Consider the following 24,277-nt stretch of genomic DNA (forward strand, 5'->3'; position numbering starts at 1 on the left):
GCGCTGCCGTTTCAACGGCGATGAGGAAAGCGGCTTAGGCCGCCTTTTGTTTGCTTTCGGTTGCTGCCGTTACAAGTTCAGGGTCTTGGAGAAAGCGTTGGTGAAGGCGATCTCGCCATGGTCACCGATGGCTTCGCCAAGCACCATGTCCATGCTGTCGCTGGTCACTCGCGCCAGCGCGAAGCCGCCCATGAAGGCAGCCTTCGGCTTGAACAGGTCGAGCCCATCGCTGCGGTAGATCATCGGTGTCTCGTGCTGGTGGCCATGGAAAATGCCGATGACGTTGTAGCCCTTCAGCGCCGCCAGCAGCGCCTGCCGGTCCGCCTCGCTCCACCAATGCGGCGCACCAGGTCCGTCATCGTCGAAGGTTTGTTTGGCGGCATCCCATCTTTCGATCGAAAAAACATCCCAGCCATAGTGCTGGAACAGGATGACGGGGCGGCCGTCCGCCGCGTGGGCCGCCAAATCCTGCTTCAGCCATGGCAGGCCGGAGACCGCGCCGTGGCCGGTGTCGCCGGCAAAACGGTGCGTCTGGACGAGATGCAGGCCACGCCAGTCCCATGAGTAGCAGTCGGCGTCGACATCGTAGTCGGTTACCGGCACCGGCGGCTTGAAGAACACGCCGGCACGATGGTTGACCTCGACATAATCGCGCATTTCGCGGCGATACCAGTCGACGTGGTTCGGCGGACCGTTCTGGTCGAGATCATGGTTGCCGAGCCCGACATAGACCGGCACATGCACGCGATCGGGACCGACGCCCTGCTGGTAGCGCTGGCTGAACTGGAGCAGCTGCGTGCCTTCGCTGGGCTGGGTGACCTGGCCGCCGCCGTCGTCGGTCATGTCGCCGCCGACGACGAGGCCGAGCGGCGTGCCGATACGGCTGCCGGCCGAGCGCAGGCCGGTGGCGATGCCGTTGATTTCGGCCGGCCAGTCCTTCTCGCCAATGCCGTTCAACGCGGCGACACTGCGCAGCAAGGCGGCGTCGGTCTTGCCTTCCTGCTGACAATTGGGGCTCAGCCCGCTGGCCATGCGGCAGGCATGGACATCGGCGACGAACAGGAAGGTGGCTTCGACAGGCGGAATGCGCTGCCCGGTCTGTCCGAGCGCCGGTCGCGCAAGCGCGCCGGCCGCAGCAAATCCCGCCGCCTGCGCCAGGAATCTGCGCCGGGAGAGTGATCCTGCCGAGATGCGATTCATGGCGCGAAATTCAGCACAGCCGGCGCCTCTTCGTCCAGTTCCCTCGAACGGTATGTCGACACGACGCCGCAGGTCTGGCATTGCTTTCAGTGTCGGAACTCAACTTATGCGGGCAAACGAGGACGCTATGAAGACTATATCCATCGGCACGGCACTCACCATCCTGGCGAGCGCCGCTCATGGTGCCGAGTGCATCGACGCCAAAGCCGCCAAGGCCGGCTTCATTCTCGAAAGGCCCGGCATCCACAGCGAATTTCGACCGGCGGCGGCTGGAATGGTGTCGGTTGCCAACGAATACCAGTCCCAATCGGCGCAGACGCAGTTTCTGTTCGGCGGTCTTATCGAGGTGTTTCGCGACAGCGACACCGGTCAGCTTGCCCTGATCCCGTTTTCCGATCTCAGAAAGCTGTTTCCGCTCAAGGCCGGGGCGAAAAGCAAGACCGTGTTCGTCCGCCTCGCAGCAAGCAAGCAGCCGAGGGGCACCGAGACGCTCGAGATCAACGTCAAGGGCAAGGAGACGTTCAGCCTGGGTGGCTGCAAATACAACGTGCTCGCCGTCAGGCAGACGATCAAGAACGAGGCCGGCAAGACGCAGGATGAATTCACCGCGCTCTACGCGCCCGACCTGCAAGCGGTTCTGGCCAGGCGCTATGACGAGGGCACCAACGCCGAAAGCGTGGTCGGCTACGAGGTCATCAAACCGCTGCCGAATTAAGTCCCGCAGGGCAGAGGGCGACTGGCGCTCCGGCATCAAAAGGCTTTGTACTGCCGCAGCACCCTGCGACGTCGCTTCGCAACTGCTTCGCCCTTGGATGACGAGGCTGGGGAAGCTCCCTGCTCAAGCGCGTTCAGGCAATCGCGCAGCACGCCTGAATCCTGCGCTGTCTTGGCCATCGACATGGCGCCGGAATAGGTCGCGACCGCAAGCGCCGCGAAGCGCTGCGGATCGGTGTCCTGCTCCCTGCCTGCTTGCTGGTCGGCACTGACCTTGTCGGCGATCGCCTGGCGCCATGCCGAAAAGATGCCGGCAAGGGCAGCGCGAAAATCCGGATCGGCGAGCGACAGTTCATGCGCCAGATTGTTGAGCGGGCAGCCGCGCACGAGACCCTGTTGCTCCAGTTCCGCCGCCACGGCCTCGAAGACGCTGCGCACGCCCTCGCGCGCCGAGCCTGCCGCCTGCACCGGGGCGATCCATGTTGCTTCGACGGCCGCCGCCACCCGCTCCTCGATCACCGCCAGCGCCAGCGCCTTCTTGGTCGGGAAATGATGATGCAGCGCGCCGCCGGTGACACCCGCCGCCGCCATCAGGTCGCCGAGGCTGGAAGCGTGGTAGCCGCGCGCCTGAAAGGAGGCTTCGGCGACATCGAGCACGCGTTTGCGCAGGCCTTCCGGGTCGTTGGTGCGTTTGCCGGGCCGCGGCTTTGGGCGAGCGGTCATCTCTGCTGACATTTTCACACGATAGCAGATTGACAAAACAGGACAACCGGTCTGTTTTAAAACAGGATGAATACCCTGTTTTGGAGATTGCGCAATGAGCCTGTCCCTGAATGCCCCGCCGAAATCCCGCCTCAACGCCTCGCCGGTCGTCGAGCTCAGGCAGTACACGCTGAAACCCGGCCGGCGGGAGACGCTGATCGGCATCTTCGACGGTCACCTGATCGAGGGTCAGGAAGCGGCAGGGATGACCATCATCGGTCAGTTTCGCGATCTCGACAGGCCCGACATGTTCGTCTGGCTACGGGGCTTCGACGGAATGGTCGCGAGGAAGGATGCGCTGGCCGCGTTCTACGAGGGACCCGTCTGGGCCGCCTGGCGCGACGCCGCGAACGCCACGATGATTTCCTCCGACGACGTGCTGTTGCTGAAACCGGCATGGCCAGGCGCCGTCTTCGATCTGTCGGGATCGCAACGGGCAGCCTTGCCGGGTCACGAAAAGCCAAGCGGTGACAATTGCTTGTCGGATATTGTTGTCATCAAAATTCATCATCTGCGGCCCGGCGCCGAAGCCGACTTCGCCAGCCGCTTTGAAACCGACGCCATCGCCACTCTGGCGGCATTTGGCGCACGGCCACTTGCTGCGTTTGTCACCGAACATGCCGAAAACAGCTTTCCCCGCCTGCCGGTTCGATCAGGCGAAAACGTCTTCATCAGCGTCGCCGCCTTCGACAGCGCGGACGCCCATGAAAGCGTTGAAGCGGCGCTTGCCGCGGCGCCGGCCTGGCAGGCATTGCAGTCGGGCCTGGCCAGACCGACGGAAACGCTGCGCCTATCTCCAACCTCGAAGTCGCTGCTTGGTCGGTGAGAGAGGAGCCTCTTCCTTCTCCCCTTGTGGGAGAAGGTGGCCGAGCCCACGGGTCTTGCCTCCGGCAAGCCCGAGGACAGGCTCCGCTCGGTCGGATGAGGGGTTTTCCAGCTTGGCACCGCTCCGTCCAACACCGGCTCGGCGCTACGCGCCGATCCACCTTCTCCCACAAGGGGTCCCACAAGGGAACACAAGGGGAGAAGGAAGAGCCCCGTTCCTTCAACCGATTTGCATTCATGCCGCCCGCAATCTCCGCTTGAAGCCATTTGTGCAACGCGATACGCCGGTGCCGAATTCGACAGATCGGAGAGACACGTGAGCGCGCCAGAGACCAGAACCGAAACCGACACGTTCGGTCCCATCGAGGTCGCCGCCGACCGTTACTGGGGCGCCCAGGCGCAGCGTTCGCTGGGCAATTTCAAAATCGGCTGGGAAAAGCAGCCGGCGTCGATCGTTCGCGCGCTCGGCATCGTCAAGCGGGCGGCGGCCGAAACCAATATGGAGCTGAAGCGGCTCGACCCGGCCATCGGCAAGGCGATCATCGAAGCCTCTCAGGAAGTCATCGACGGCAAGCTGAACGATCATTTCCCCCTGGTCGTCTGGCAGACCGGCTCGGGCACGCAATCCAACATGAACGCCAACGAGGTGATCTCCAACCGGGCGATCGAACTGCTGGGCGGCGTCATGGGGTCCAAGAAGCCAGTGCATCCCAACGACCACGTCAATATGAGCCAGTCGTCGAACGATACCTATCCGACGGCGATGCACATCGCCTGCGCCGAGCGCATCGTGCACGACCTGTTGCCGGCGCTGAAGCATTTGCATGCGGCGCTCGAAGCCAAGACCAAAGCTTTCGCCCACATCATCAAGATCGGCCGCACGCATACACAGGACGCGACGCCCCTCACCCTTGGCCAGGAATTCTCAGGCTATGCCGCGCAGGTCGCCTCCTCGATCAAACGCATCGAGATGACGCTGCCCGGCCTGCAGGAACTGGCGCAAGGCGGCACCGCCGTCGGCACCGGTCTCAACGCGCCGGTCGGTTTTGCCGAGAAGGTGGCGGCGCGCATCGCCGCGATCACCGGCATCGCCTTCGTCACCGCGCCGAACAAGTTCGAGGCGCTGGCCGCCCATGATTCCATGGTGTTCTCGCATGGCGCCATCAACGCCTGCGCCGGCGCCCTGTTCAAGATTGCCAATGACATTCGTCTGCTCGGCTCCGGCCCGCGCTCCGGCCTTGGTGAACTGTCGCTGCCGGAAAACGAGCCAGGTTCATCGATCATGCCGGGCAAGGTCAACCCCACCCAGTGCGAGGCCTTGACGCAGGTCTGCATCCAGGTGTTCGGCAACAATGCGGCCGTGACCTTCGCCGGCAGCCAGGGCCATTTCGAGCTCAACGTCTACAATCCGCTGATGGCCTATAACTTCCTGCAGTCGGTGCAGCTGCTCGCCGACGCCGCCATCTCCTTCACTGACAATTGCGTCGTCGGCATCGAAGCGCGGGAAGACAATATCAGGGCCGCCCTCGACCGTTCGCTGATGCTGGTGACGGCCTTGGCGCCGACCATCGGCTACGACAATGCCGCCAAGATCGCCAAGACCGCGCACAAGAACGGTACGACCTTGCGCGAGGAAGCGCTGGCCACCGGGCTGGTCAGCGAAGCCGACTACGACCGCCTGGTACGGCCGGAGGACATGACGCATCCCGGATGATTTTACGCTGATCGCAAAAACGTTACTGCTGTGAACGATCTGTAACCAAATCCGCATCTTTGGTGAACAGTCGACCTGATCTATCTGGGGGGAACACCACAACCCCTTCCGGAGAGAGCCCACCATGTCCACCAACACATCAGTTGCCGGTTCCGGCACCGCTTCCAATCCCTCGGCCACCATCCTGCTTGGCCGCGTCCTGCTTTCAGTCATCTTCGTGCTTTCCGGTTTCGGCAAGCTCACTGCGATCGCCGGCACCGCCGGTTACTTCGGCAGCATCGGCCTGCCGATGCCGACCGTAACGGCCGTTGTCGTCGGCCTGATCGAGCTGCTCGGCGGTCTCGCCATCCTCATCGGCTTTCAGACCCGGATCACAGCCTGGGTGCTGGCAGTCTTCACCGTCGCCACGGGACTGGTCGCCCACACCGGCTGGGCCGATCAGATGCAGATGATCAGCTTCATGAAGAACCTGGCGATTGCCGGCGGCTTCCTCGTGCTGGCTTCCTCGGGCGCTGGCGCCTATTCGGTCGACGCCAAGCGCGGCTGAAGCGGTCCAGGAACGATTTGCAGCAAGGGGCGCGGAATTTTCCGCGTCCCTTTTTCGTTGTCGGTTTATCAAGACTTTCGCCGGGCCGAGTGGCCTGACCCGAATTCTGCTAAGGTCGAGGCGTCGGGGAGGAACAGGCCAACCGGCCTGGCCGACATCGGAGGTGACCAATGCCCCGCAATGCGCTGCTTCTGTTTTCCCGACTGCTTCTCGCCGCGCTATTCGTTCCGTCCGGCTTCCACGCGCTTAGCGACATTGCCGGCACATCAGGTTATTTTGCCGGCCTCGGCCTGCCGCTGCCGACACTCGTAGCCTGGGCGACGGGCCTGTTCGAGCTGATCGCCGGACTGCTTATCCTCGTCGGCCTCAACACCTCGATCGTGGCGCTCCTGCTTGCCGCCTTCTGCATCGCGGCAGGCTTCATCGGCCATTTTGGCCAGGGCGGCGACGATCCGACACTGACCTTCATGCACTCACAGATGCTGATGAAGGACATCGCCCTATCAGGCGGTTTTCTGGCGCTGGCGATGGCTGGCGCAGGTGCCTATTCTGTCGATGGCCAGGGTTTTGGGATCGACGCCGACGCCACTTGATGAGACAGACTACTTGACCGAAACGCTGGAGCCGCCCTCGACCGCCAGCACCAGCCGGCGATTGGTGACCCTCGCCAGTTGCGCCAGCCGCCCGGCCGGCCGCTCGCCGTAAAGGTCGGCCAGCGACGACGGCAGCACCAGCGCCAGCACGCCATTGCCGCGCCTCTCCCATTTCAGTCGCGGCATGACCCCCGGCATCGCCGCCGTCAGCAGGTAGACGACGCGCATCACCGCGGCCAGCACGCGGGCGCGCTCGATATAGCGCGGGGCTGCCAGTGCCTTGATTTCCGGCGCGATCGATTCGTTGAAGATGCCCTCATGACGGTAGGCGTTGGCCAGCGCCAGGAAGGCGCGGCCGGGATGGTCGACGCCGATGAAGGAGGCGTGGGCAATGATGTTGAGCGACTGCTTGCCGCGATATTCGGGATGCGCGCGCCAGCCGATGTCGGCAAGCAGACAGGCGGCCTGGCGGTAACGCGCCTCGTCGACGGTCTCCTCGATGCCGAAGGCGGCGAATGTCTTGCCCGTCCACTCGACAAGCTCATGCGCGTGGGTGACCGAGCGCGAACGCAGCCGGGCGAGTTCCTCCGAGGCCGAGATCAGCGGATCTGCCCTCTGCTCGGCTTTGTCGAGCAGCGAATAGAGAAAGCCCTCGCGCACGCCCAGCGCCGAGACGATGATCTTGGACGGCTGCATCGCCGCCATGATCTCCTGCAGCACGATGGCGCCATAAGGCAGCAGCGAGCGGCGGTTCTTTGAGACGCCCTCGATACCCCTTATCTTCTCGATCTCGCCCTTGGCGACCTGCTTGAGGAAGTTCGCAGCGCTGTCGATGCCGATCTCGTAATGGTGCATGACGCTCAGCGGATAGCTGGTCATTTCCATGTAGAGCCGGGCCAGGTTTCGCCAGGTGCCGCCGACTGCATAGAACGGCCTGCCCTGCCCGCCTTTCAGGAGCCTCGCCTTCGCGAGCTCGTCGCGCGCTATCTTTCCCGCCTGGGCCAGTGAGTTCTTCGCCATGTCCTGCAGGCGCAGACCGCCCAGCGGCAGCGTGATGCCGTCGCCGATTGCCTCGCCGTCGACGTCGACCAGTTCGAGGCTGCCGCCGCCGAGGTCGCCGGCGATGCCGTTGGCCGGGTGGAAGCCGGAAATGACGCCGAGCGCGGAATAATGCGCTTCCTGGCGCCCGCTCAGCACCTGGACCTCGGTCTTGAGCACATCTTCGGCGCGGTGGATGAAATCGGGGCCGTTGACCGCCTCGCGGGCGGCGGCGGTCGCCAGCACATACATACGCTCGGCGCCGGCCTGCTCGGACAGCGCGCGGAAACGGCGGAATTCTTCCATCGAGCGGGTCACCGCCTCGGGATCGAGCCTTCCGGTCGAAACGATACCGCGACCGAGGCCGGCCAGCATCTTTTCGTTGAACAGCGTGGTCGGCGAGCGCGCCAGCCCCTCATAGACGACAAGACGGATCGAGTTCGACCCGATGTCGATGATGGACAGCGGTCGGCGGTCCTGAAGCCGGCCCTGGGACGTTGAAATCATCAGCCGGTCGCTGCGCCGTTTTTCTTGCGGCGCTTGAACTGCGCGATGCGCTTGGGCGCATGCGATTTCAGCGCATCTCCACGTCCGGAAAGGCTCGGATTGGTCATGAAATATTCCTGCGCGTTGAACGGTTCCTCGCCCTCCTCGAGCGTGGCGCGCCGGGAGGTTCCGTCAGCCAATACGTCGAAACTTTGCTGGTTGTCCATGATGTTGCCCAGCATGATCTGGCCGAGGACTTGTTCATGCACCGTTGGATTGGTGATCGGCACCATGGTTTCGACGCGGCGGTCGAGATTGCGCGGCATCAAATCGGCCGATGAGATGTAGACGACCGCCCCGTCCGACGGCAATCCGTGGCCGTTGCCGAAACAATAGATGCGGCTGTGTTCGAGGAAGCGGCCGACGATCGACTTGACCCTTATGTTTTCCGACAGGCCCGGCACCTGGGGCCTCAGGCAGCAGATGCCGCGCACGACGAGATCGATCTCGACGCCGGCGCGGCTGGCGTCATAGAGCGCGTCGATGATGATCGGGTCGACCAGCGAATTCATCTTCATCCAGATGCGGGCCGGCCTGCCCTCCAGCGCATGCGAAATCTCCTCCGAAATGTGCTTGAGGATGCGCTTGCGCAGGGTGAACGGCGAGATGGCCAGCCGCATCTCCTCGGTCGGCTCGGCGTAGCCGGTGATGAAATTGAACAGCTGGGCGACATCGCGGGCGATCGTCGGATCGGTGGTGAAGAAGGACAGGTCGGTGTAGATGCGCGCGGTGACCGGGTGGTAGTTGCCGGTGCCGAGATGCACGTAATTGCGCAGCTTGCCGTCCTCGCGCCGCACCACCAGCGACATTTTCGCATGGGTCTTCAGTTCGAGGAAGCCGAACACGACCTGAACGCCGGCGCGCTCGAGGTCGCGCGCCCATCGGATGTTGGCTTCCTCGTCGAAACGTGCCTTGAGCTCGACCAGCGCCGTCACCGACTTGCCGGCCTCCGCCGCGTCGACCAAAGCGCGCACGATCGGGCTGTCGTTCGAGGTGCGATAGAGCGTCTGCTTGATCGCCACCACTTCCGGGTCGGCCATCGCCTGGCGCAGGAACTGCACCACCACGTCGAAGGATTCGTAGGGGTGATGAACGATGATGTCCTTCTCGCGGATGGCGGCGAAACAGTCACCGCCGTGCTCGCGGATGCGCTCGGGAAAGCGCGGATTATAGGGCGTGAACTTGAGATCGTCGCGGGCGATGGCGACGATCTCGGAAATCTGGCTGAGCGCCAGCGGACCGGTGAGCACGCTGATGCGGCTCGACGAGACGCCAAGCTCGCCGGCGACGAACTCGCGCAGTTCGGCCGGCATCAGCTTGTCGAATTCGATGCGGATGACCGAGCCGCGGCGGCGGCGCTTCAGCGCCGTCTCGAACAGGCGCACGAGATCCTCGGACTCTTCCTCGACCTCGATGTCACTGTCGCGGATGATGCGGAACGTGCCGGAGCCCTTGACTTCGTAGCCGGGGAACAGCTTGCCGATATAGAGACCGACCGCCTCTTCCAGCGGAATGAAGCGGAAATGACGCTTGCGGTCAGGCAAGCGGATGAACCGCTTCAGCGCCACCGGCAGACGCAACAGGGCGCTCATCTCTTCGCCATTCCTGCGATGGCGCAGTTGCAGGGCCATCGAGAAGCCGAGATTGGGAATGAATGGGAACGGATGCGCCGGGTCGATCGAAAGCGGTGTGAGCACCGGAAACACCTGCTCCTGGAAATGATCCTCGAGCCAGGTCTTCTCGTCCTTGGTCAGCGCATCGCGGCTGATGCTCTCGATGCCTTCCTTGTCGAGCAGCAGCATCAGCGCGGAAAGGCTTTTCTGCTGGTCCTCCTGCAGGCGCTCGACCTCGCGCAGCAACTGTTCCAGCTGTTGTACGGGGGTGCGGCCATCCGGGCTCTTCAGCGTGATGCCTTCGCGAACCTGGCCGGCGAGACCGGCGACGCGGACCATGAAGAACTCGTCGAGATTGGCGGCCGAAATCGACAGGAAGCGGACACGCTCGAGCAGCGGATGATTGGCGTTCAGCGATTCCTCGAGGACGCGGCGGTTGAATTGCAGCCAGGAAAACTCGCGGTTGACGAAGCGGTCCGGGTTGCCGCCCTCGGGGCTCGCCACCTCGACAGTGGTGAATTCGCTCTGCACCGGCTTTAGTTCGTTCATGGTTCCTGCTCGTTTCGCACCGCTGGCCACAGCGTGGCGCGTCTTTGCGGACGCGCAAAGGACGCTCCCACACTTAAGCTACGCATGATCCCCAGCGAAACCGAATTCGGTTTTCGGACCATGCCTTAACCGGCTTAGCTTATCCTGTGACAGGCTTTTACGACAGTTTGATTTCATCGATCTTGCAAAGAGACTGCTTATGATCCAGATGCAATCCAGGTACAGCGCGGCGCGTCCTTTGGACGCGCAAAGGTCGCGGTGGAATTTTGATTTTGCGCATGATCCGGGGTCATGCGTCAAATATAGGAGACGACGATGGCAGGCGGTTCCATTCCCCATTTCCAGAACGATGCGGGCTATGCGGCGATCGACATCGGCGTCAAGGAATTCATGTGCACCGGCGCCAACCCACCTTTCGACCATCCGCATGTGTTTCTCGACATGGGCGACGACAATGAAAAGGTCTGCCCCTATTGCTCGACCCTTTATCGCTATTCGCCAAAGCTGAAGGCGACGGAAACGCAGCCTGCGGGATGCCTCTATATCGACCAGGCTGCCTGACGCGCACGCCATCCGCATGGACGACACCCGGTCCCGGCAGGTGGTTATCGCCGGAGCCGGCGTCGCTGGACTGACTGCGGCGCTGGCGTTTTCCGAGCGCGGCTATCTGGTGCGGCTGTTCGAACAGGCGCCGCGCCTCGAAGCCGCCGGCGCCGGCATCCAGCTCTCACCCAACGCGACGCGCATCCTTCGCCACCTCGGCGTGCTCGACCGGCTGTTGCCGGCGGCGATGCGGCCGGAGGCGGTCGTGCTCAAGGAGGCGGCCACGCTGCGCGAGCTGGCGCGGGTGCCGCTTGGCGAAGCAGCCGAAAGGCGCTGGCAGGCGCCCTATCTCGTCGCTCATCGGGCCGACCTGCAAGACGCGCTGATGGCGCGGATCGCCGAACAGCCGGACATCAGTCTCGCCACCGGCGCGCGCGTCAGCGGCGTCGCCACAGGACCGCGCCATAACACGGCAACAGTCGAGATTGCCGGCAAGACGGTGGAAGCCGACGGCTTTCTGCTGATCGGCGCCGACGGTGTCTGGTCGGCGATCCGCGCTTTTGGCGGGCTTGCGGCCAAAAGCCGGTTTTCGGGCGAGCTTGCCTGGCGCGCTACGATCAGTGCAGACAGCGTCGCGGGAGAAGCCGTTGCGGCGGTCGGCGCCGCCAATTGCGTGACCACCTTCCTGCATCCCGGCTTCCACCTCGTCACCTATCCGGTCAGTAACGGCACGGCTTTCAATCTGGCCGCCTTCACCAGGGGCGAGATCATCGCCGAGGGCTGGTCGGGCCACGCCGACCCCAATATCCTCGCCGGCGCCATGCGTGGCACGGCGCCAGCACTGGCCCGTCTTGCCGAGGACGCCGGCCCGTGGACCGCATGGCCGATCCATACGGTCGACCAAGCACAGCCATGGACGACGACGCCCGCCGGCATCGCCCTGATCGGCGACGCGGCGCATGCGATGACGCCGTTTGCGGCGCAGGGCGCGGCGATGGCGATCGAGGATGCCGCAACCCTTGCCGGCTTTGTCGCCGCCTCGCCTGCCGATCCAGGGAGCGCGCTTGCCGCCTGGGAAAAGGTGCGGCGCCCGCGCATCGCCAGGGTCGCCCGCCGCGGTGCCGTCAACCGCTTCGCCTGGCATGCAGCGGGGCCGGTGGCCGTCGCGCGCAACCTGTTCCTGAAGCTGCGCTCGCCGGAAAAGCTCGCGGCCGATCTCGACTGGCTCTATGGCTGGCGGCCGCCGGAAATCGTCGATCGGCGATGAAAACTCGACCGTCTGGCGGGACAGCGCCCCATAGGCGCTAACCTTAGGGGTAGACTGGTGGAATCGAGATGTGATTCCTAGGCCAGATGCAGAGGAATGATTCGATTGAAAGCGACTGGCAGGCTCTGATCTCGAGACTGTCGCAATGTGTTGATCTTGACACGACGGCGCGAGCGACGGGAGCGCTGGTACGTCGTCGCAATGTTGCGGACGCAGCGACATTGCTGCGTCTGGCCTTGGCCTATGGCCCCGGCGGGATGAGCCTGCGCTCGGCGGCCGCCTGGGCCGGGATGAACGACGTTGCGAGCCTTTCCGATGTTGCTCTTTTGAAGCGCTTGCGTGGAGCGGCCGATTGGCTTGGCTGCATCGCAGGCGCCTTGCTGGAAAACGCTTGTGTCAAAAGTACCGCGGCGACGGGGCGTCGGCTGCGCGTCGTCGATGGCAGTTCGATCTCGCACCCCGGCAGTGCCGGCACGGACTGGCGGCTGCACGCCACCTACGAACCTGCGCTTGCGCGGTTCACGCATCTGGAGATTAGCGACGCTCGCGGCGGTGAAGGCTTCTTTCGTGTTCCGCTTTGCCAAGGCGACATCGTTGTCGGCGATCGCGCCTACGCTCGTACCCCGTCCCTTGAAAAGGTGGTGGCGGCGGGCGGCGACTTCATCGTGCGCACGGGCTGGAACAGTGTTCGGCTGACCACGCCCGAAGGGCAACGGGTCGACTGGAACGCCATCTTTGAGCCCTTGCAGCCCGGTGAAGTTTGCGAGATGAGCGTGCTCCTGGAGCATTCAGGCCGCACAAGCAAGAGCCGAGGCAAGCCGCTCTTGCCGGCGAGGCTCATCGTCAAGCGCAAGGATGAGGAGGCCACGCAAAAAGCACAGAAGGCGGCAAGGCGAGGGCATCAGCGACGTGGCAGCAAGAGGCTGCACCCGATGACCCTCACCGCAGCAGGCTTCGTCATGCTGCTGACGTCGATCCCAGCCGATGAATTGGCGGCCGACGAGGTTCTGCAAACCTATCGGCTGCGCTGGCAAGTCGAACTCGCCTTCAAGCGGCTCAAGAGTGGAATGGGTATCCATAAGCTTCCCGCACGCGATGAGCGGCTCGCTCGAAGCTGGCTGACAGCCCATCTGATCCTGGCGCTGATGATCGACGAGGCCGTCACCGACGTTCTCGACTCTCCCCCCTGTGAAGATGAAACCACCCACAGCGCAATCGCTGTCCCTTTGGAGGCTGCATAGTCTCCTGCGTCCTGCAATCCTCAACGCCATACTGATCGTGATGCGGCCGGGAAAAATCGTGGCGCGCTTTGCCGAAATCATCCGCCACGTCTGCGATCCACCGAGGCGACGAAAAAGCCAATCCGCCGCAGCAAGGATAACGCTCATGCCCTAAGTTAGCGCCTATGGACAGCGCCCCCCTTTGTCCTGCCGGACATCTCCCCCACTTGGGGGGAGATTGGCCGTCACTGCGGCCTTCGCCAATCTGCAACGTTGCAGGAGTGAGCGGAGCGCCGAAGCTGCTGATCTCCCCCCTTGCGGGGGAGATGGCCGGCAGGCCGGAGGGGGGTGCGAAGGAATGAGGCGCTCGCATTCGACTGCAGTGCCAGCACTGAGTATTAAGGCGCTGTGGCCGAAGTCATCCGACATGAAATCGATCCGAGGAATCCTCCACCTTTAACGGATGCTCAGAAAGCCGAGATCGCTTGGTTGATCGCGCGGCCGGAGGTCGACATCGACGTCAGCGATCTTCCCAAGATAACCGAGAAATTTTGGCGTAGCGCACGTAACCGCAAGACCGACTGATCCGTTCGGGCGTGTCTGCGACCATCAATTATAAATCCGCATCGATATGTCCAGCAAGGCCGGCAGCGGATTCCACCAGCCTGTCCGCAGGCCGGCGATACGTAGAGCCGCCGCCGTCCAGGTGTTGCAGCCAACCAGCGCATTGAAATGGCCGTTGGCTTCGTAAAAGCGGTCGAACCTGGAATAGGCGGCATTCTCGATCAGGATCGGACCGTTCGGCCCTTGCTGGAAACTCGCGGCGATGAAGTCGAGCAGCGCTGCAAAACGCTGCTCGCTGATGTCGAAGCCGGCCACGTCGGCATGCGGCTCGACAATATTGCCGGCGACATCGACATGCATCACCGATGCGTCCAAAGTCAGCGCCTTCATCACCGGCACGGCCTTCAGTTCCGACCAGGTCGGCGTCTCCAGATAGAAGGCGCGGCCGCCCCAGCCGAAGACGATGTAGCGGACCTCGGCCATGCCGGCCGGAATGCCGCCATCGACCAGGAAATGGAAGCGTCTGCGCACATCGTCATCGACCGGAATGGCGATATCGGTGTGGATCGGATTTTTCAGCACCAGGATGTGCCTGGTGGCGACGGGATCGGCGGCGGCCGCCGACAAGAGCGGCCGTGGAATGACTGTGCCCAGCATCACGGCAAGCACTATTGCCACCACCAGAATGGAGAGAAAACGCCCAAGCTTTTTCACGAGGGACGGCTTTCTCATGAGGGAACGGCCTCGCAATTGGGGCGCAATCGGGGGCTGACGGCTCAGACGCAAAAAGAGCCCGGGCGGTTTCGGCCGGGCTCTTTTTTGATTTGCATGAGAGCGATCAGTGCAGGATCTGCGACAGGAACAGTTTTGTGCGCTCGTGGCGCGGATGGTCGAAGAACTCGGCCGGGGTGTTCTGCTCGACGATCTGGCCCTGATCCATGAAGATCACCCGGTTGGCGACCTTGCGGGCAAAGCCCATCTCGTGGGTGACGCAGAGCATTGTCATGCCTTCTTCGGCGAGGCCAACCATCGTCTCCAGCACCTCCTTGATCATTTCCGGATCGAGCGCCGAGGTCGGCTCGTCGAACAGCATGATGCGCGGGTTCATGCATAGCGAGCGGGCGATGGCGACGCGCTGCTGCTGGCCGCCGGAAAGCTGGCCGGGATATTTGTTGGCCTGTTCCGGGATCTTGACGCGCGTGAGGAAGTGCATGGCGATTTCCTCGGCCTGCTTCTTCGGCGTCTTGCGCACCCAGATCGGCGCCAGCGTGCAGTTTTCCAGGATGGTCAAATGAGGGAACAGGTTGAAGTGCTGGAACACCATGCCGACCTCGCGGCGCACCTCGTCGATCTTCTTGAGATCGTTGGTCAATTCCTTGCCGTCGACGATGATCTTGCCTTTCTGGTGCTCTTCCAGCCGGTTGATGCAGCGGATCATCGTTGATTTGCCGGAGCCCGAAGGGCCGCAAATGACGATCCGCTCGCCGCGCATCACCTTCAGGTTGATGTCCTTCAGCACATGGAATTCGCCGTACCATTTGTGCATGGCGATGATGTCGATGGCGACATCGGTGTCGGAGATATGCATCTTGGCGGCATTGACCTTGATCTCTTCCGCGCTGACGGCATTTTCTGTGGCCATGGAGGGTTCCCTTTTTTGTTCTTAGCGTTTGTAGCTGGTGTCGAGCCGGCGTTCCGTGAACATCGAATAGCGCGACATGCCGAAGCAGAACAGCCAGAAGACGAAGGCTGCAAACACCAGGCCGGACCTGGCGGTCTGCGGCGTCGCCCAGTTGGCGTCGGAAAAGTGCAGCTTGACGACGCCGAGCAGGTCGAACATGCCGATGATGTAGACAAGGCTGGTGTCCTTGAACATGCCGATGAAGGTGTTGACGATGCCGGGAATGACCAGCTTCAGCGCCTGCGGCAGCACGATCAGGCCCATCTTCTGCCAGTAGCCGAGGCCGAGCGAATCGGCACCCTCATACTGGCCCTTGGGGATCGCCTGCAGGCCGCCGCGCACCACTTCGGCCATATAGGCAGCGGCAAACAACGATACGCCGATCAGCGCGCGCAGCAACTTGTCGAAGGTGACGCCGGCCGGCAGGAAAAGCGGCAGCATGACGCTGGCCATGAACAGCACGGTGATCAGCGGGATGCCGCGCACCGTCTCGATGAAGATGACGCACAGCGTCTTGACGATCGGCATCTTCGAGCGCCGGCCGAGCGCCAGCACGATGCCGACCGGCAGTGAAACAGCAATGCCGACGAAGGACAGGCTGAGCGTCACCAGCAGGCCGCCCCACAGCGGAGTTTCGACATGCAGCAGGCCGAACACGCCGCCGGTCAGCAGGATGAAGGCAACGATCGGCAGTGCCAGGAAGAACAGGATGGCGTTCAACCCCTTGCGCGGCACGCGCGGGATGAGCAACGGCACCAGCAACACCACGAACAGGATGGCGACCAGGATCGGCCGCCAGCGCTCCTCGATCGGATAACGGCCGAACATGAACTGGCCGAACTTGGCGTTGACGAAGGCCCAGCAGGCGCCGGACCAGCCGTCCGGCTGGATGCCGCCCTGCGCCACCGTGGCGCAGAAGGTGCGGTCGGTTCCGGTCCATTGGGCGTTGATGAAGGCCCAATTGATAATCTGCGGCAGGATCATCGCGACCAGTACGATGCCGACGATGGTCAGGATGGTGTCGCCGGTCGACGCGATCAGGTTCTTGCGGATCCAGGCCCCCAGACCGCGCACGCCGGCGGGCGCCTGTTGCGACAGCGCCATTTCGGTCCGAACCCAGGAGGTATCGTGTTCCTGCATGTCGCTACCTCTCCACCAGCGCCATCCTGGCGTTGACCACGTTCATCACCGCCGAGGTCAGCAGGCTGAGCACGAGATAGACCACCATCATGATCAGCACGCACTCGATCGCCTGGCCGGTCTGGTTCAGCACCGTTCCGGCGGTCGCCGTCAGATCCGGATAACCGATGGCGATGGCGAGCGAAGAGTTCTTGGTCAGGTTCAGATACTGGCTGGTCAATGGCGGAATGATGATGCGCATGGCTTGCGGAACAACCACAAGCCGCAGGATCGATCCTGGACGCAGACCCAGCGCACCGGCTGCTTCGCTCTGGCCCTTGCTGACGCCCATGATGCCGGCGCGCACGATTTCGGCGATGAAGGCCGCAGTATAGCAGGACAGCGCCAGATAGAGCGACAGGAACTCCGGCTTGACCTGGAAGCCGCCAGTCAGGTTGAAGGTCGATTGCTTTGGATAGTCGAAGCTCAGCGGGAAGCCGCTCAGCGCATAGGCAAGCAACGGCAGGCCGACGATCAGCGCCGCCGACGTCCAGAACACCGGGAATTGCTGGCCGGTCGCCATCTGCCGCTGACGCGCCTTGCGGGCAACGAACCACGCCATGGCGATGCCGACAAGCAAAGCGACGAAGATCAACCAGGAGCCGTCGCCCCAGACGGCGCGCGGAAAATAGAAGCCACGCTGGTTGAGAAACGAGCCGAAAGGCAGGTTGATGCTCTCGCGCGGTATGGGAAGCACGGCAAGCACGCCGGAATACCAGAAGAAGATAACCAGCAGCGGCGGAATGTTGCGGAAGACCTCGACATAGACCATGCAGATCTTGCGGATCAGCCAGTTGTGCGAAAGCCGGCCGATGCCGAGGATGAAGCCGATGATGGTGGCGGTAATGATGCCGGCGGCGGCAACGATGAGCGTGTTGATGAAGCCGACCGCAATGGCGCGGCCATAGGTCGAATCCGACGAATAGGCGATGGCGCTGTCACTGATGTCGAAACCGGCGCGGCCCCTTAGGAAGCCGAAGCCTGATGCAATGTGCAGGCGCGTCAGATTGTCGATGGTATTTTGGACGATCCACCAGACCAACGCCACCAGCACGATGACGACCACCGCCTGGAAGAATATGCCGCGGACCTTCGGATCGTTGATAAAGGAGCCGCGGCTTGGCTCCTCGCGAAGAATTTCCTGCGATGCCATTCGACCATCCCCTGGAAAGAGAAACCGGAAGGCAGGAACGCTGCCTTCCGGATCACATTTCGATCAGCGGATCGGCGGAGCGTATTGCAGGCCGCCCTTGGTCCACAACGCGTTGATGCCGCGCGCGATCTTCAGCGGGCTGCCCGAACCGACATTGCGTTCGAACATTTCGCCGTAATTGCCAACTGCCTTGACGATGTTGACGACCCAGTCGTTGGAGACGCCGAGATCGGTGCCGATCTTGGTATCGGCCTCCTGGCCGAGCACACGCTTGATCTCGGGATTGTCCGAGGTCTTCATCTCCTCGACATTGGCCTTGGTGATGCCGAGTTCCTCGGCGCCGAGCAGCGCAAAGTAGGTCCACTTGACGATGTGGTACCATTGGTCGTCGCCCTGGCGCACGGCCGGTCCGAGCGGTTCCTTGGAGATGATCTCGGGCAGCACGACGTGGTCGGCGGGTGCGCCGAGCGTCAGGCGGATGCCGTAGAGGCCGGACTGGTCGGTGGTGTAGACGTCGCAGCGGCCGGCGTCATAGGCGGCGTTGACCTCTTCCAGCTTTTCGAAGACGACCGGGTTGTATTCCATCTTGTTCGACTTGAAATAGTCGGCAAGGTTGAGTTCGGTCGTGGTGCCGCTCTGCACGCAGACCGCCGCGCCCGAAAGCTGCAGTGCGGAATTCACGCCCGGCAGTTTCTTGGCATTGATCATGAAGCCCTGGCCGTCATAGTAGGTGACACCGACGAAATTCAGCCCAAGCGCCGTATCGCGGTTGATGGTCCAGGTGGTGTTGCGCGACAGGAGGTCGATCTCGCCTGACTGCAGTGCGGTGAAGCGTTCCTTGGCGCTGAGCGGCGTGAACTTGACCTTGGTGCCATCGCCGAAAACGGCGGCCGCGACAGCGCGGCAGAAATCCGCATCGATGCCTTGCCAGTCGCCCTTGTCGTCCGGCGCCGAGAAGCCGGCCAGACCGGTCGAGACGCCGCATTGGATGAAGCCCTTGGCCTTGACGTCGTCGAGCGTGGCCGCCGACGCGGCCGAAGCCACCAATCCAAGCGCGGCGGCGCCCAGGATGCCGATTGCAATGTGTTTCATAACCCACAGACCCTTTTCTGTTTTTTTCAGGCGAACCTGACTTTTTTCCGTGTGAACGCAGCTTCCCGTTCCGGCCCATTCCCGGAACCCCGCATCGCAACCGACGCGCTGCCTCCCATTCACGAACTGCATCGAAGGCGATTATTTCAGTGAGGTCAAGGAAAATGACCGAAACCGAAACAGTTTGAAAACCAATTGCCGCAAATGCCTGAATTGCAGACAAACGCGCCGGGAAATTAGCCATGAGTGCGAACAAAGCCGGCAAGGCCCGGTCGACGCAAGTCGGGGCTGGGCCTTTGAAAATCCGCCTTCGGAACGCCACGCATTACAGGGTTGTCAGCGAATCAATTGGCATATCCGAAGTCCGCCGGCTGGCGGATGGCGGACGGTTGCGCGGCCAATGCCGCCGCACTATGGCTAGCGCTTCATCAGAGGCGAAGCGCAATGACAAAAGACGGCAACGAAATGGGCATCAACACGCGGCTTGCCCATTCGGGCAACAATCCGCACGACTATTTCGGCTTCGTCAATCCGCCGGTCGTGCATGCCTCGACCGTGCTCTATCCCAACGCGGCGACGATGGCGGCACGCAGCCAGAAATACACCTACGGCACGCGCGGCACGCCGACCACCGACGCCCTTGCCAGCGCCATCGACGGGCTGGAAGGCTCGGCCGGCACGATTGTGGTGCCCTCGGGCCTGGCGGCGGTGACGCTGCCGCTGCTCGCCTTCCTATCGGCGGGCGACCATGTCCTGATCGTCGATTCCGTCTATCACCCGACCCGCAATTTCGCCGACACGATGCTGAAACGGCTGGGCATCGAGGTCGAGTACTACGATCCGCATGTCGGCGCCGCTATTGCCGCGCTGATCAAGTCCAACACCAGGGTCGTGTTCACCGAATCGCCGGCCTCCAACACTTTCGAGGTGCAGGACATACCAGCTATTGCCAGCGCGGCACATGCCGCAGGTGCGATCGTCATGATGGACAACACCTGGGCGACGCCGCTCTACTTCCGACCGCTCGACCATGGCGTCGACATCTCGATCCATGCGGCGACGAAATATCCGGCTGGCCATTCCGACGTGCTGCTCGGCACCGCGTCGGCCAACAACGCCTGCTGGAAACAGCTTTGCGAGACCTTCTACACAATGGGCTGCTGCGCCGGGCCGGACGATGTCTATCAGGTGCTGCGCGGCCTGCGCACCATGGGCGTACGGCTGGACCGCCATCAGCGCAGCGCACTGGCCATCGCCGTCTGGCTGGAGGGCCAGCCGGGCGTGGCGCGCGTGCTGCATCCAGCGCTTGGCAGCCACCCCGATCACGATCTCTGGAAGCGCGACTTCTGCGGCTCGAGCGGCATTTTTTCGATCGTGCTCAAGGGCGGCGACCAGAAACAGCAGCATGCCTTCCTCGACGCGCTCAGGATATTCGGCCTCGGCTATTCCTGGGGCGGCTATGAGAGCCTTGCGGTGCCGGTGTTCCTCGGCGACCGCGTCGTCGCCAAGGGTCCTTATGACGGCCCGCTCATCCGCCTGCAGATCGGGCTCGAGGATGTCGAGGATTTGAAGGCCGATCTGGCACGCGGCCTCGCCGCGGCGGCGGGAGCTTGAGCGACGGCAGGGGGTCTTCCAACAGGCGCATCCTCGGCCCGGCCGATCTGCTGGCCGCAACGGCGCGCGCAAGCTGCAGACAAGCTGCTGGTGGAAGCGGTAGCGTAGGCGGTGCTGGCCGCCGGGAAAAATGTTCGGAACCTTTTGCCGGTTAGGCCGTCCAATGTTTCGATCGGAGGATTTGCCCTCCGGTCAGGAGATTGGCTCGCGATGAGGAAACCGGTCATGTCTGCGACCGTCATGCCCGCCGCACCTGGCGAGATGCAGCTTGTCGGCCGTGCGCTGGCGCGCGAGGGCGGAGCCTTCCACACAATTATCAAAATGCACAACCAGCGACTCTATCGTATCGCCCGCAGCGTCGTCCGCAACGACAGCGAGGCTGAAGACATCGTACAGGAGGCCTATGTCAGGGCCTTTGCCCAGCTCGGGGATTTTCGCGGCGAATCCTCTCTCGCCACATGGCTGTCACGCATCGTCATCAACGAGGCGCTTGGGCGTTTGCGCAAAGGGCGGCGAACGGTAGCGATGCCGCAAAATCTACAAGCCGAAATCATCAAGTTCCCCCTCAATCCCAGCGACGATCCGGAGCGGATGATGGCGCAACGGCAGATCCTCGAGCTTGTCGAACGGGCGACCGATCGCCTTCCCGATGTCTACCGGACCGTATTCGTGGCGCGGGTGATCGAGGGTCTCAGCATAGACGAGACGTCCGAATTGCTTGATGTGCGGCCCGAAACCGTCAAGACCCGGCTGCACCGCGCCCGCGCCCTCGTCCGCAAGGCGCTGGCCGATCAGATCGGCCCGGTGCTGCTCGATGCCTTCCCCTTCGCCGGCCGCCGGTGTGACAGGCTGACCGCCGCGGTGATGCAGCGGCTTGGCTTTACAGACTGATTTTCCCCAATTCCCGGGAACGTTTGCCCCCTTCCGGCATCCAATCATCGTCAACTGAAAATGCCCGGAGCCAACCGCATCCGGCGAAGGAGAACGTCATGTTTATTCGATCGACCACCGCACTGGCAGCGCTTTTCCTGCTCAGCGCAGCGACGTTGGCGCAAGCCTCCGACAAGCCGAGCGACCCGCAGATCGCCCACATCGCCTACACAGCCGGCGTGCTTGACGTCGAGGCGGCCATGCAAGCGCTGAAGAAATCGAAGAACAAGGAGATTCTCGATTTCGCCAAAGACATGGTGCGAGACCATGAAGCCGTAAACAAACAAGCCCTTGACCTGGTCAAGAAGCTCAACGTAACGCCAGAGGACAACGCCACCAGCAAGGCGCTGACCAAGGCGGCGGACGAGGAACGGGCGAAGCTCGCCAAGCTCGACGGCGCCGCGTTCGACAAGGCCTATGTCGACAACGAGGTCGCCTATCACAAGCAGGTCAACGGCGCGCTCGAAACCCTGCTGATCCCCTCGGTCGAGAATGCCGAACTGAAGAGCCTGCTGGAGACCGGCCTGAAGCTATTCCAGGGCCATGAACAGCATGCCGAACATGTCGCCGGCATGCTGAAATGAGAACAGCACCAACGGTGTCGAAACGACATCTGTGGATTGCAATGGCACTAATTATTGCTGCCGCACCAGCCAAGGCCGAAACGATCGAGGTGACGATCGAGAAACTGGTGTTTTCGCCCGCTAGCATCGAGGCGAAGGTCGGCGACACGATCGAGTGGGTCAACAAGGACGTGTTCGCCCACACGGCGACCGTCAAAGGCGGCTGGGAGGTGATGATCCCGCCGAAGACATCGGCGAGCCTGACGCTGAAGACGGCAGGTTCGGTCGACTATTTTTGCCGCTTCCATCCCAATATGAAAGGCCGTCTGACGGTGACGTCGCCCTAGCCATGCCAGCGGAGACCGCCCTGCGCGCTCGCAGGGCGGTTCGGCGACGTCAAGCCGCCTGGTAGCGAGGCGCCGGCTCGCCGGTCTGCGTCGCGGCGAACAAGGTGGCGCGGGCGGCGTCATAGGTTTCCCAAAGCGCGCGGTCGTGGACCGACGGCAGCGTGATGGCTTCACCCTGATCGAACCCTGCCAGGGCCGCATCGACCATGTCTTCCGCGGTCATCACCACTGCCGGGTCGAACGCTGAAAGCGGCATGCCGGCGAACTCGTAGAATTCGGTGGCGGTCGCGGCAGGAAGAACGAGCTGCAGCCTGACGCCGGTTCCGGCAAGCTCCTCCTGCAGGCCACGGCTGAAGTTCACCACATAACCCTTGGTGCCGCTGTAGAGAGAGGTGATCGGCAGCGAGTGCAGCGCCATGACCGAGGCCATGTTGATTATCGCCCCGGCGTTGCGCGACAGGAATGCCGGCAGCGCCGCTCGGGTCAGGCGCGTCAGCGCCGTGATGTTGAGCGCAATTGTCGACGCGGCATTCTCGTCGGACGTGTTTATCGTCGATCCGAGCGTGCCGTTGCCGGCGTTGTTTACAAGCAAGGTGATGGCGGGGTTAGTGGCGAGCACCTTCTCGACACGCGCCAAGCCCTCCTCCTTGGTCAGGTCGGCGCCGATCACCTCGACCTTGGCGCCATAGGCCCGCGACAGCTTTGCCGAGAGGGTTTTCAGGCGTTCGGCGCGGCGCGCCACGAGCACAAGATCATAACCACGGGCAGCGAGGCGGTCGGCATAGACAGCGCCGATGCCGGCGGAGGCGCCGGTGACGACGGCGACCGGCTTGGAAGCGGAGTTCGACATGGGTTATCTCCTGAATGTTGAGCGCTCAAATGTTGAGCGCTCAACTAACTAGCCAGATCTGTGCCCCTTTGCAATGCTTCAGCCCTCAACTATTTTGTAAGGATGAAAAAAACAGTCGAATCGTTTGCGACGCTCGAAGATCGGGACGAGCCAGATGCAGAAGCGCCCGGCATGCCGGGCGATTTCGTTTGCATCAATTCGTCGCTGCGCCGTGCGGCGCGCCGGCTTGGCCAGTTGTATGACGCGGCGTTGGTCCCAACCGGGCTGACGTCAACGCAAACCCTTCTGCTCGGCCAGATCGACGGGCTCGCGGCCGCTTACGGCGAGGATGGGCCGACGCTGCAGGTCCTCGCCGGCCGCCTGGCGATCCAGATCTCAGCGCTGACGCACGCTCTGCGGCCGCTTGTGCGAGACGGTCTGGTCGAGGTCCGCCACGATACCCACGATCGGCGAACGAAACATGCTGTACTGACGCCGCTCGGAAAAGCGCGATACCAGCAGGCATATGTCGTGTGGGTCGAGGCCAACCGGCGCGTCGAGGCGATTTTGGGGGCGGCCGCGGCCGAAAAGCTGAGGAGCCTCGCCGACGATGTCGCCTCGCAGGACTTTCTCGACTCCTATGTTTCGGGCGCGAAGCCGGCGAGCAGCACCGAATCGTCGGAGTGCTAAAGCGCCGCACGCCCTTTGGGACGCGCTATGGACGGTCTGGTTTTGCGCGACCGGCAACCGCTCGGATGCAGGCGGACGACAATCTGTGCTAAAGTAACCCTATGAAAGCATGGCTGGAAGCGGCAAAGAGCCGGGCGCGCGACATCAAGCTTGATGTCGTCGCCCTGTGGTTCGCCGCACGCGATCCTCGGGTGCCCTGGTTTGCAAAGTTTGTTGCAGGGATGGTGGCCGCCTATGCGCTTTCCCCAATCGACCTGATCCCGGATTTCATTCCGGTGCTCGGCTATCTCGACGACCTGATCATCGTCCCGCTCGGCGTAATCCTGGCCATAAGGCTTGTTCCGCCGCCGCTGATGGACGAGTTTCGAGCGCGGGCTGCCGCGCTCGAAAAACACCCGCAAAGCAGGACGGGGATGTTTCTTGTCGTGGCGCTCTGGCTGGCTTTGGCAGCTTTGCTGATTTGGGCGTTCTGGCCCACCCACGCCAAATAGTCTGATCAGGCTT

At 62.8% G+C, this 24,277-nt stretch carries 25 protein-coding genes; 15 read left to right on the forward strand and 10 right to left on the reverse strand.

Going from position 1 to position 24,277, the window contains the following annotated elements:
* Positions 1-69: 69 nt before the first annotated feature.
* The gene (locus AC0NIE_RS25530; protein ID WP_473489762.1) at positions 70-1,200 is read right to left on the reverse strand and encodes a metallophosphoesterase; all 1,131 of its coding nucleotides are present in this window, start codon (positions 1,198-1,200) and stop codon (positions 70-72) included.
* A gap of 127 nt (positions 1,201-1,327) precedes the next feature.
* Between AC0NIE_RS25530 and AC0NIE_RS25535 the strand changes: the two genes are divergently transcribed.
* On the forward strand, positions 1,328-1,915 hold the full coding sequence (locus AC0NIE_RS25535; RefSeq protein WP_473489763.1) for a hypothetical protein: 588 nt from the start codon (positions 1,328-1,330) through the stop codon (positions 1,913-1,915).
* 35 nt (positions 1,916-1,950) lie between these two features.
* Here AC0NIE_RS25535 and AC0NIE_RS25540 read toward each other — a convergent pair whose 3' ends face one another.
* Positions 1,951-2,637: a TetR/AcrR family transcriptional regulator gene (locus AC0NIE_RS25540; protein WP_473489764.1), complete on the reverse strand. Its 687-nt coding sequence runs from the start codon at positions 2,635-2,637 to the stop codon at positions 1,951-1,953.
* 94 nt (positions 2,638-2,731) lie between these two features.
* Between AC0NIE_RS25540 and AC0NIE_RS25545 the strand changes: the two genes are divergently transcribed.
* The 4 genes from AC0NIE_RS25545 (at position 2,732) to AC0NIE_RS25560 (ending at position 6,355) form a co-directional block, all read left to right on the forward strand.
* Positions 2,732-3,502: an NIPSNAP family protein gene (locus tag AC0NIE_RS25545; protein ID WP_473489765.1), complete on the forward strand. Its 771-nt coding sequence runs from the start codon at positions 2,732-2,734 to the stop codon at positions 3,500-3,502.
* A gap of 315 nt (positions 3,503-3,817) precedes the next feature.
* Complete coding sequence (gene fumC, locus AC0NIE_RS25550; protein ID WP_473489766.1) at positions 3,818-5,215, forward strand: class II fumarate hydratase; 1,398 nt, start codon at positions 3,818-3,820, stop codon at positions 5,213-5,215.
* 124 nt (positions 5,216-5,339) lie between these two features.
* Positions 5,340-5,762 carry a DoxX family protein gene (locus AC0NIE_RS25555; protein WP_473489767.1) on the forward strand — a complete coding sequence of 141 codons (423 nt, stop codon included), beginning with the start codon at positions 5,340-5,342 and terminating at the stop codon, positions 5,760-5,762.
* A gap of 170 nt (positions 5,763-5,932) precedes the next feature.
* Positions 5,933-6,355: a DoxX family protein gene (locus AC0NIE_RS25560; protein ID WP_473489768.1), complete on the forward strand. Its 423-nt coding sequence runs from the start codon at positions 5,933-5,935 to the stop codon at positions 6,353-6,355.
* Positions 6,356-6,364: 9 nt separating this feature from the next.
* Here the strand turns inward: AC0NIE_RS25560 and ppx are convergent, their stop codons facing one another.
* Entirely contained in the window at positions 6,365-7,900 is a 1,536-nt protein-coding gene (gene ppx / locus AC0NIE_RS25565) for an exopolyphosphatase (protein WP_473489769.1), read from the reverse strand.
* Positions 7,900-10,101, reverse strand: coding sequence for an RNA degradosome polyphosphate kinase (locus AC0NIE_RS25570; RefSeq protein WP_473489770.1), 2,202 nt, complete (start codon positions 10,099-10,101; stop codon positions 7,900-7,902). The genes ppx and AC0NIE_RS25570 overlap by 1 nt, the downstream gene beginning before the upstream one ends.
* Positions 10,102-10,416: 315 nt before the next feature.
* On the opposite strand from AC0NIE_RS25570, the gene AC0NIE_RS25575 reads away from it, so the two are divergent.
* The 4 genes from AC0NIE_RS25575 (at position 10,417) to AC0NIE_RS25590 (ending at position 13,716) form a co-directional block, all read left to right on the forward strand.
* Positions 10,417-10,662, forward strand: coding sequence for a zinc-finger domain-containing protein (locus AC0NIE_RS25575; RefSeq protein ID WP_029354249.1), 246 nt, complete (start codon positions 10,417-10,419; stop codon positions 10,660-10,662).
* A gap of 16 nt (positions 10,663-10,678) precedes the next feature.
* The gene (locus tag AC0NIE_RS25580) at positions 10,679-11,911 is read left to right on the forward strand and encodes an FAD-dependent monooxygenase (RefSeq protein WP_473489771.1); all 1,233 of its coding nucleotides are present in this window, start codon (positions 10,679-10,681) and stop codon (positions 11,909-11,911) included.
* 86 nt (positions 11,912-11,997) lie between these two features.
* Positions 11,998-13,152, forward strand: a complete 1,155-nt coding sequence (locus tag AC0NIE_RS25585; RefSeq protein ID WP_474044226.1) for an IS4 family transposase — start codon at positions 11,998-12,000, stop codon at positions 13,150-13,152.
* A 387-nt stretch (positions 13,153-13,539) separates the two neighbouring features.
* Entirely contained in the window at positions 13,540-13,716 is a 177-nt protein-coding gene (locus AC0NIE_RS25590; protein WP_473486768.1) for a hypothetical protein, read from the forward strand.
* Between the two features lie 24 nt (positions 13,717-13,740).
* On the opposite strand, the gene AC0NIE_RS25595 is transcribed toward AC0NIE_RS25590, so the two are convergent.
* From AC0NIE_RS25595 to AC0NIE_RS25615, 5 genes are all read right to left on the reverse strand, one after another.
* Positions 13,741-14,427: a TIGR02117 family protein gene (locus AC0NIE_RS25595; protein ID WP_473486767.1), complete on the reverse strand. Its 687-nt coding sequence runs from the start codon at positions 14,425-14,427 to the stop codon at positions 13,741-13,743.
* Positions 14,428-14,533: 106 nt separating this feature from the next.
* Complete coding sequence (locus AC0NIE_RS25600; protein WP_174654397.1) at positions 14,534-15,283, reverse strand: amino acid ABC transporter ATP-binding protein; 750 nt, start codon at positions 15,281-15,283, stop codon at positions 14,534-14,536.
* Positions 15,284-15,358: 75 nt separating this feature from the next.
* A complete protein-coding gene (locus AC0NIE_RS25605) occupies positions 15,359-16,516 on the reverse strand; it encodes an amino acid ABC transporter permease (protein WP_473486766.1) in 1,158 nt (385 codons plus the stop codon).
* A gap of 4 nt (positions 16,517-16,520) precedes the next feature.
* Positions 16,521-17,708, reverse strand: coding sequence for an amino acid ABC transporter permease (locus tag AC0NIE_RS25610; protein WP_473486765.1), 1,188 nt, complete (start codon positions 17,706-17,708; stop codon positions 16,521-16,523).
* Positions 17,709-17,771: 63 nt separating this feature from the next.
* Positions 17,772-18,800, reverse strand: a complete 1,029-nt coding sequence (locus AC0NIE_RS25615; protein WP_352951723.1) for an amino acid ABC transporter substrate-binding protein — start codon at positions 18,798-18,800, stop codon at positions 17,772-17,774.
* A gap of 444 nt (positions 18,801-19,244) precedes the next feature.
* Between AC0NIE_RS25615 and AC0NIE_RS25620 the strand changes: the two genes are divergently transcribed.
* From AC0NIE_RS25620 to AC0NIE_RS25635, 4 genes are all read left to right on the forward strand, one after another.
* Positions 19,245-20,414 carry a cystathionine beta-lyase gene (locus AC0NIE_RS25620; RefSeq protein WP_473486764.1) on the forward strand — a complete coding sequence of 390 codons (1,170 nt, stop codon included), beginning with the start codon at positions 19,245-19,247 and terminating at the stop codon, positions 20,412-20,414.
* A 225-nt stretch (positions 20,415-20,639) separates the two neighbouring features.
* The gene (locus AC0NIE_RS25625) at positions 20,640-21,305 is read left to right on the forward strand and encodes an RNA polymerase sigma factor (RefSeq protein ID WP_473486763.1); all 666 of its coding nucleotides are present in this window, start codon (positions 20,640-20,642) and stop codon (positions 21,303-21,305) included.
* A gap of 98 nt (positions 21,306-21,403) precedes the next feature.
* Positions 21,404-21,928: a DUF4142 domain-containing protein gene (locus AC0NIE_RS25630; RefSeq protein WP_473486762.1), complete on the forward strand. Its 525-nt coding sequence runs from the start codon at positions 21,404-21,406 to the stop codon at positions 21,926-21,928.
* 41 nt (positions 21,929-21,969) lie between these two features.
* A complete protein-coding gene (locus AC0NIE_RS25635; protein WP_473486761.1) occupies positions 21,970-22,254 on the forward strand; it encodes a cupredoxin domain-containing protein in 285 nt (94 codons plus the stop codon).
* 49 nt (positions 22,255-22,303) lie between these two features.
* Here the strand turns inward: AC0NIE_RS25635 and AC0NIE_RS25640 are convergent, their stop codons facing one another.
* Entirely contained in the window at positions 22,304-23,104 is an 801-nt protein-coding gene (locus AC0NIE_RS25640; RefSeq protein WP_473486760.1) for an SDR family NAD(P)-dependent oxidoreductase, read from the reverse strand.
* A gap of 171 nt (positions 23,105-23,275) precedes the next feature.
* Here AC0NIE_RS25640 and AC0NIE_RS25645 point away from each other — a divergent pair, with 171 nt between their 5' ends.
* Both AC0NIE_RS25645 and AC0NIE_RS25650 read left to right on the forward strand, forming a co-directional pair.
* The gene (locus AC0NIE_RS25645) at positions 23,276-23,773 is read left to right on the forward strand and encodes a MarR family winged helix-turn-helix transcriptional regulator (protein ID WP_473486759.1); all 498 of its coding nucleotides are present in this window, start codon (positions 23,276-23,278) and stop codon (positions 23,771-23,773) included.
* Between the two features lie 101 nt (positions 23,774-23,874).
* Complete coding sequence (locus tag AC0NIE_RS25650; protein ID WP_473486758.1) at positions 23,875-24,264, forward strand: YkvA family protein; 390 nt, start codon at positions 23,875-23,877, stop codon at positions 24,262-24,264.
* Positions 24,265-24,277 lie beyond the last annotated feature (13 nt).

The organism is Mesorhizobium sp. WSM4842, assembly GCF_055901575.1.

Coding starts and splice junctions, on each gene's coding strand:
- AC0NIE_RS25530 (WP_473489762.1), bottom strand. CDS start 1,200: ATGAATCGCATCTCGGCAGGATCACTCTCCCGGCGCAGATTCCTGGCG.
- AC0NIE_RS25535 (WP_473489763.1), top strand. CDS start 1,328: ATGAAGACTATATCCATCGGCACGGCACTCACCATCCTGGCGAGCGCC.
- AC0NIE_RS25540 (WP_473489764.1), bottom strand. CDS start 2,637: ATGACCGCTCGCCCAAAGCCGCGGCCCGGCAAACGCACCAACGACCCG.
- AC0NIE_RS25545 (WP_473489765.1), top strand. CDS start 2,732: ATGAGCCTGTCCCTGAATGCCCCGCCGAAATCCCGCCTCAACGCCTCG.
- AC0NIE_RS25555 (WP_473489767.1), top strand. CDS start 5,340: ATGTCCACCAACACATCAGTTGCCGGTTCCGGCACCGCTTCCAATCCC.
- AC0NIE_RS25560 (WP_473489768.1), top strand. CDS start 5,933: ATGCCCCGCAATGCGCTGCTTCTGTTTTCCCGACTGCTTCTCGCCGCG.
- ppx (WP_473489769.1), bottom strand. CDS start 7,900: ATGATTTCAACGTCCCAGGGCCGGCTTCAGGACCGCCGACCGCTGTCC.
- AC0NIE_RS25570 (WP_473489770.1), bottom strand. CDS start 10,101: ATGAACGAACTAAAGCCGGTGCAGAGCGAATTCACCACTGTCGAGGTG.
- AC0NIE_RS25575 (WP_029354249.1), top strand. CDS start 10,417: ATGGCAGGCGGTTCCATTCCCCATTTCCAGAACGATGCGGGCTATGCG.
- AC0NIE_RS25580 (WP_473489771.1), top strand. CDS start 10,679: ATGGACGACACCCGGTCCCGGCAGGTGGTTATCGCCGGAGCCGGCGTC.
- AC0NIE_RS25585 (WP_474044226.1), top strand. CDS start 11,998: ATGCAGAGGAATGATTCGATTGAAAGCGACTGGCAGGCTCTGATCTCG.
- AC0NIE_RS25595 (WP_473486767.1), bottom strand. CDS start 14,427: ATGAGAAAGCCGTCCCTCGTGAAAAAGCTTGGGCGTTTTCTCTCCATT.
- AC0NIE_RS25600 (WP_174654397.1), bottom strand. CDS start 15,283: ATGCATATCTCCGACACCGATGTCGCCATCGACATCATCGCCATGCAC.
- AC0NIE_RS25605 (WP_473486766.1), bottom strand. CDS start 16,516: ATGCAGGAACACGATACCTCCTGGGTTCGGACCGAAATGGCGCTGTCG.
- AC0NIE_RS25610 (WP_473486765.1), bottom strand. CDS start 17,708: ATGGCATCGCAGGAAATTCTTCGCGAGGAGCCAAGCCGCGGCTCCTTT.
- AC0NIE_RS25615 (WP_352951723.1), bottom strand. CDS start 18,800: ATGAAACACATTGCAATCGGCATCCTGGGCGCCGCCGCGCTTGGATTG.
- AC0NIE_RS25620 (WP_473486764.1), top strand. CDS start 19,245: ATGACAAAAGACGGCAACGAAATGGGCATCAACACGCGGCTTGCCCAT.
- AC0NIE_RS25625 (WP_473486763.1), top strand. CDS start 20,640: ATGTCTGCGACCGTCATGCCCGCCGCACCTGGCGAGATGCAGCTTGTC.
- AC0NIE_RS25630 (WP_473486762.1), top strand. CDS start 21,404: ATGTTTATTCGATCGACCACCGCACTGGCAGCGCTTTTCCTGCTCAGC.
- AC0NIE_RS25635 (WP_473486761.1), top strand. CDS start 21,970: ATGGCACTAATTATTGCTGCCGCACCAGCCAAGGCCGAAACGATCGAG.
- AC0NIE_RS25640 (WP_473486760.1), bottom strand. CDS start 23,104: ATGTCGAACTCCGCTTCCAAGCCGGTCGCCGTCGTCACCGGCGCCTCC.
- AC0NIE_RS25645 (WP_473486759.1), top strand. CDS start 23,276: ATGCCGGGCGATTTCGTTTGCATCAATTCGTCGCTGCGCCGTGCGGCG.
- AC0NIE_RS25650 (WP_473486758.1), top strand. CDS start 23,875: ATGAAAGCATGGCTGGAAGCGGCAAAGAGCCGGGCGCGCGACATCAAG.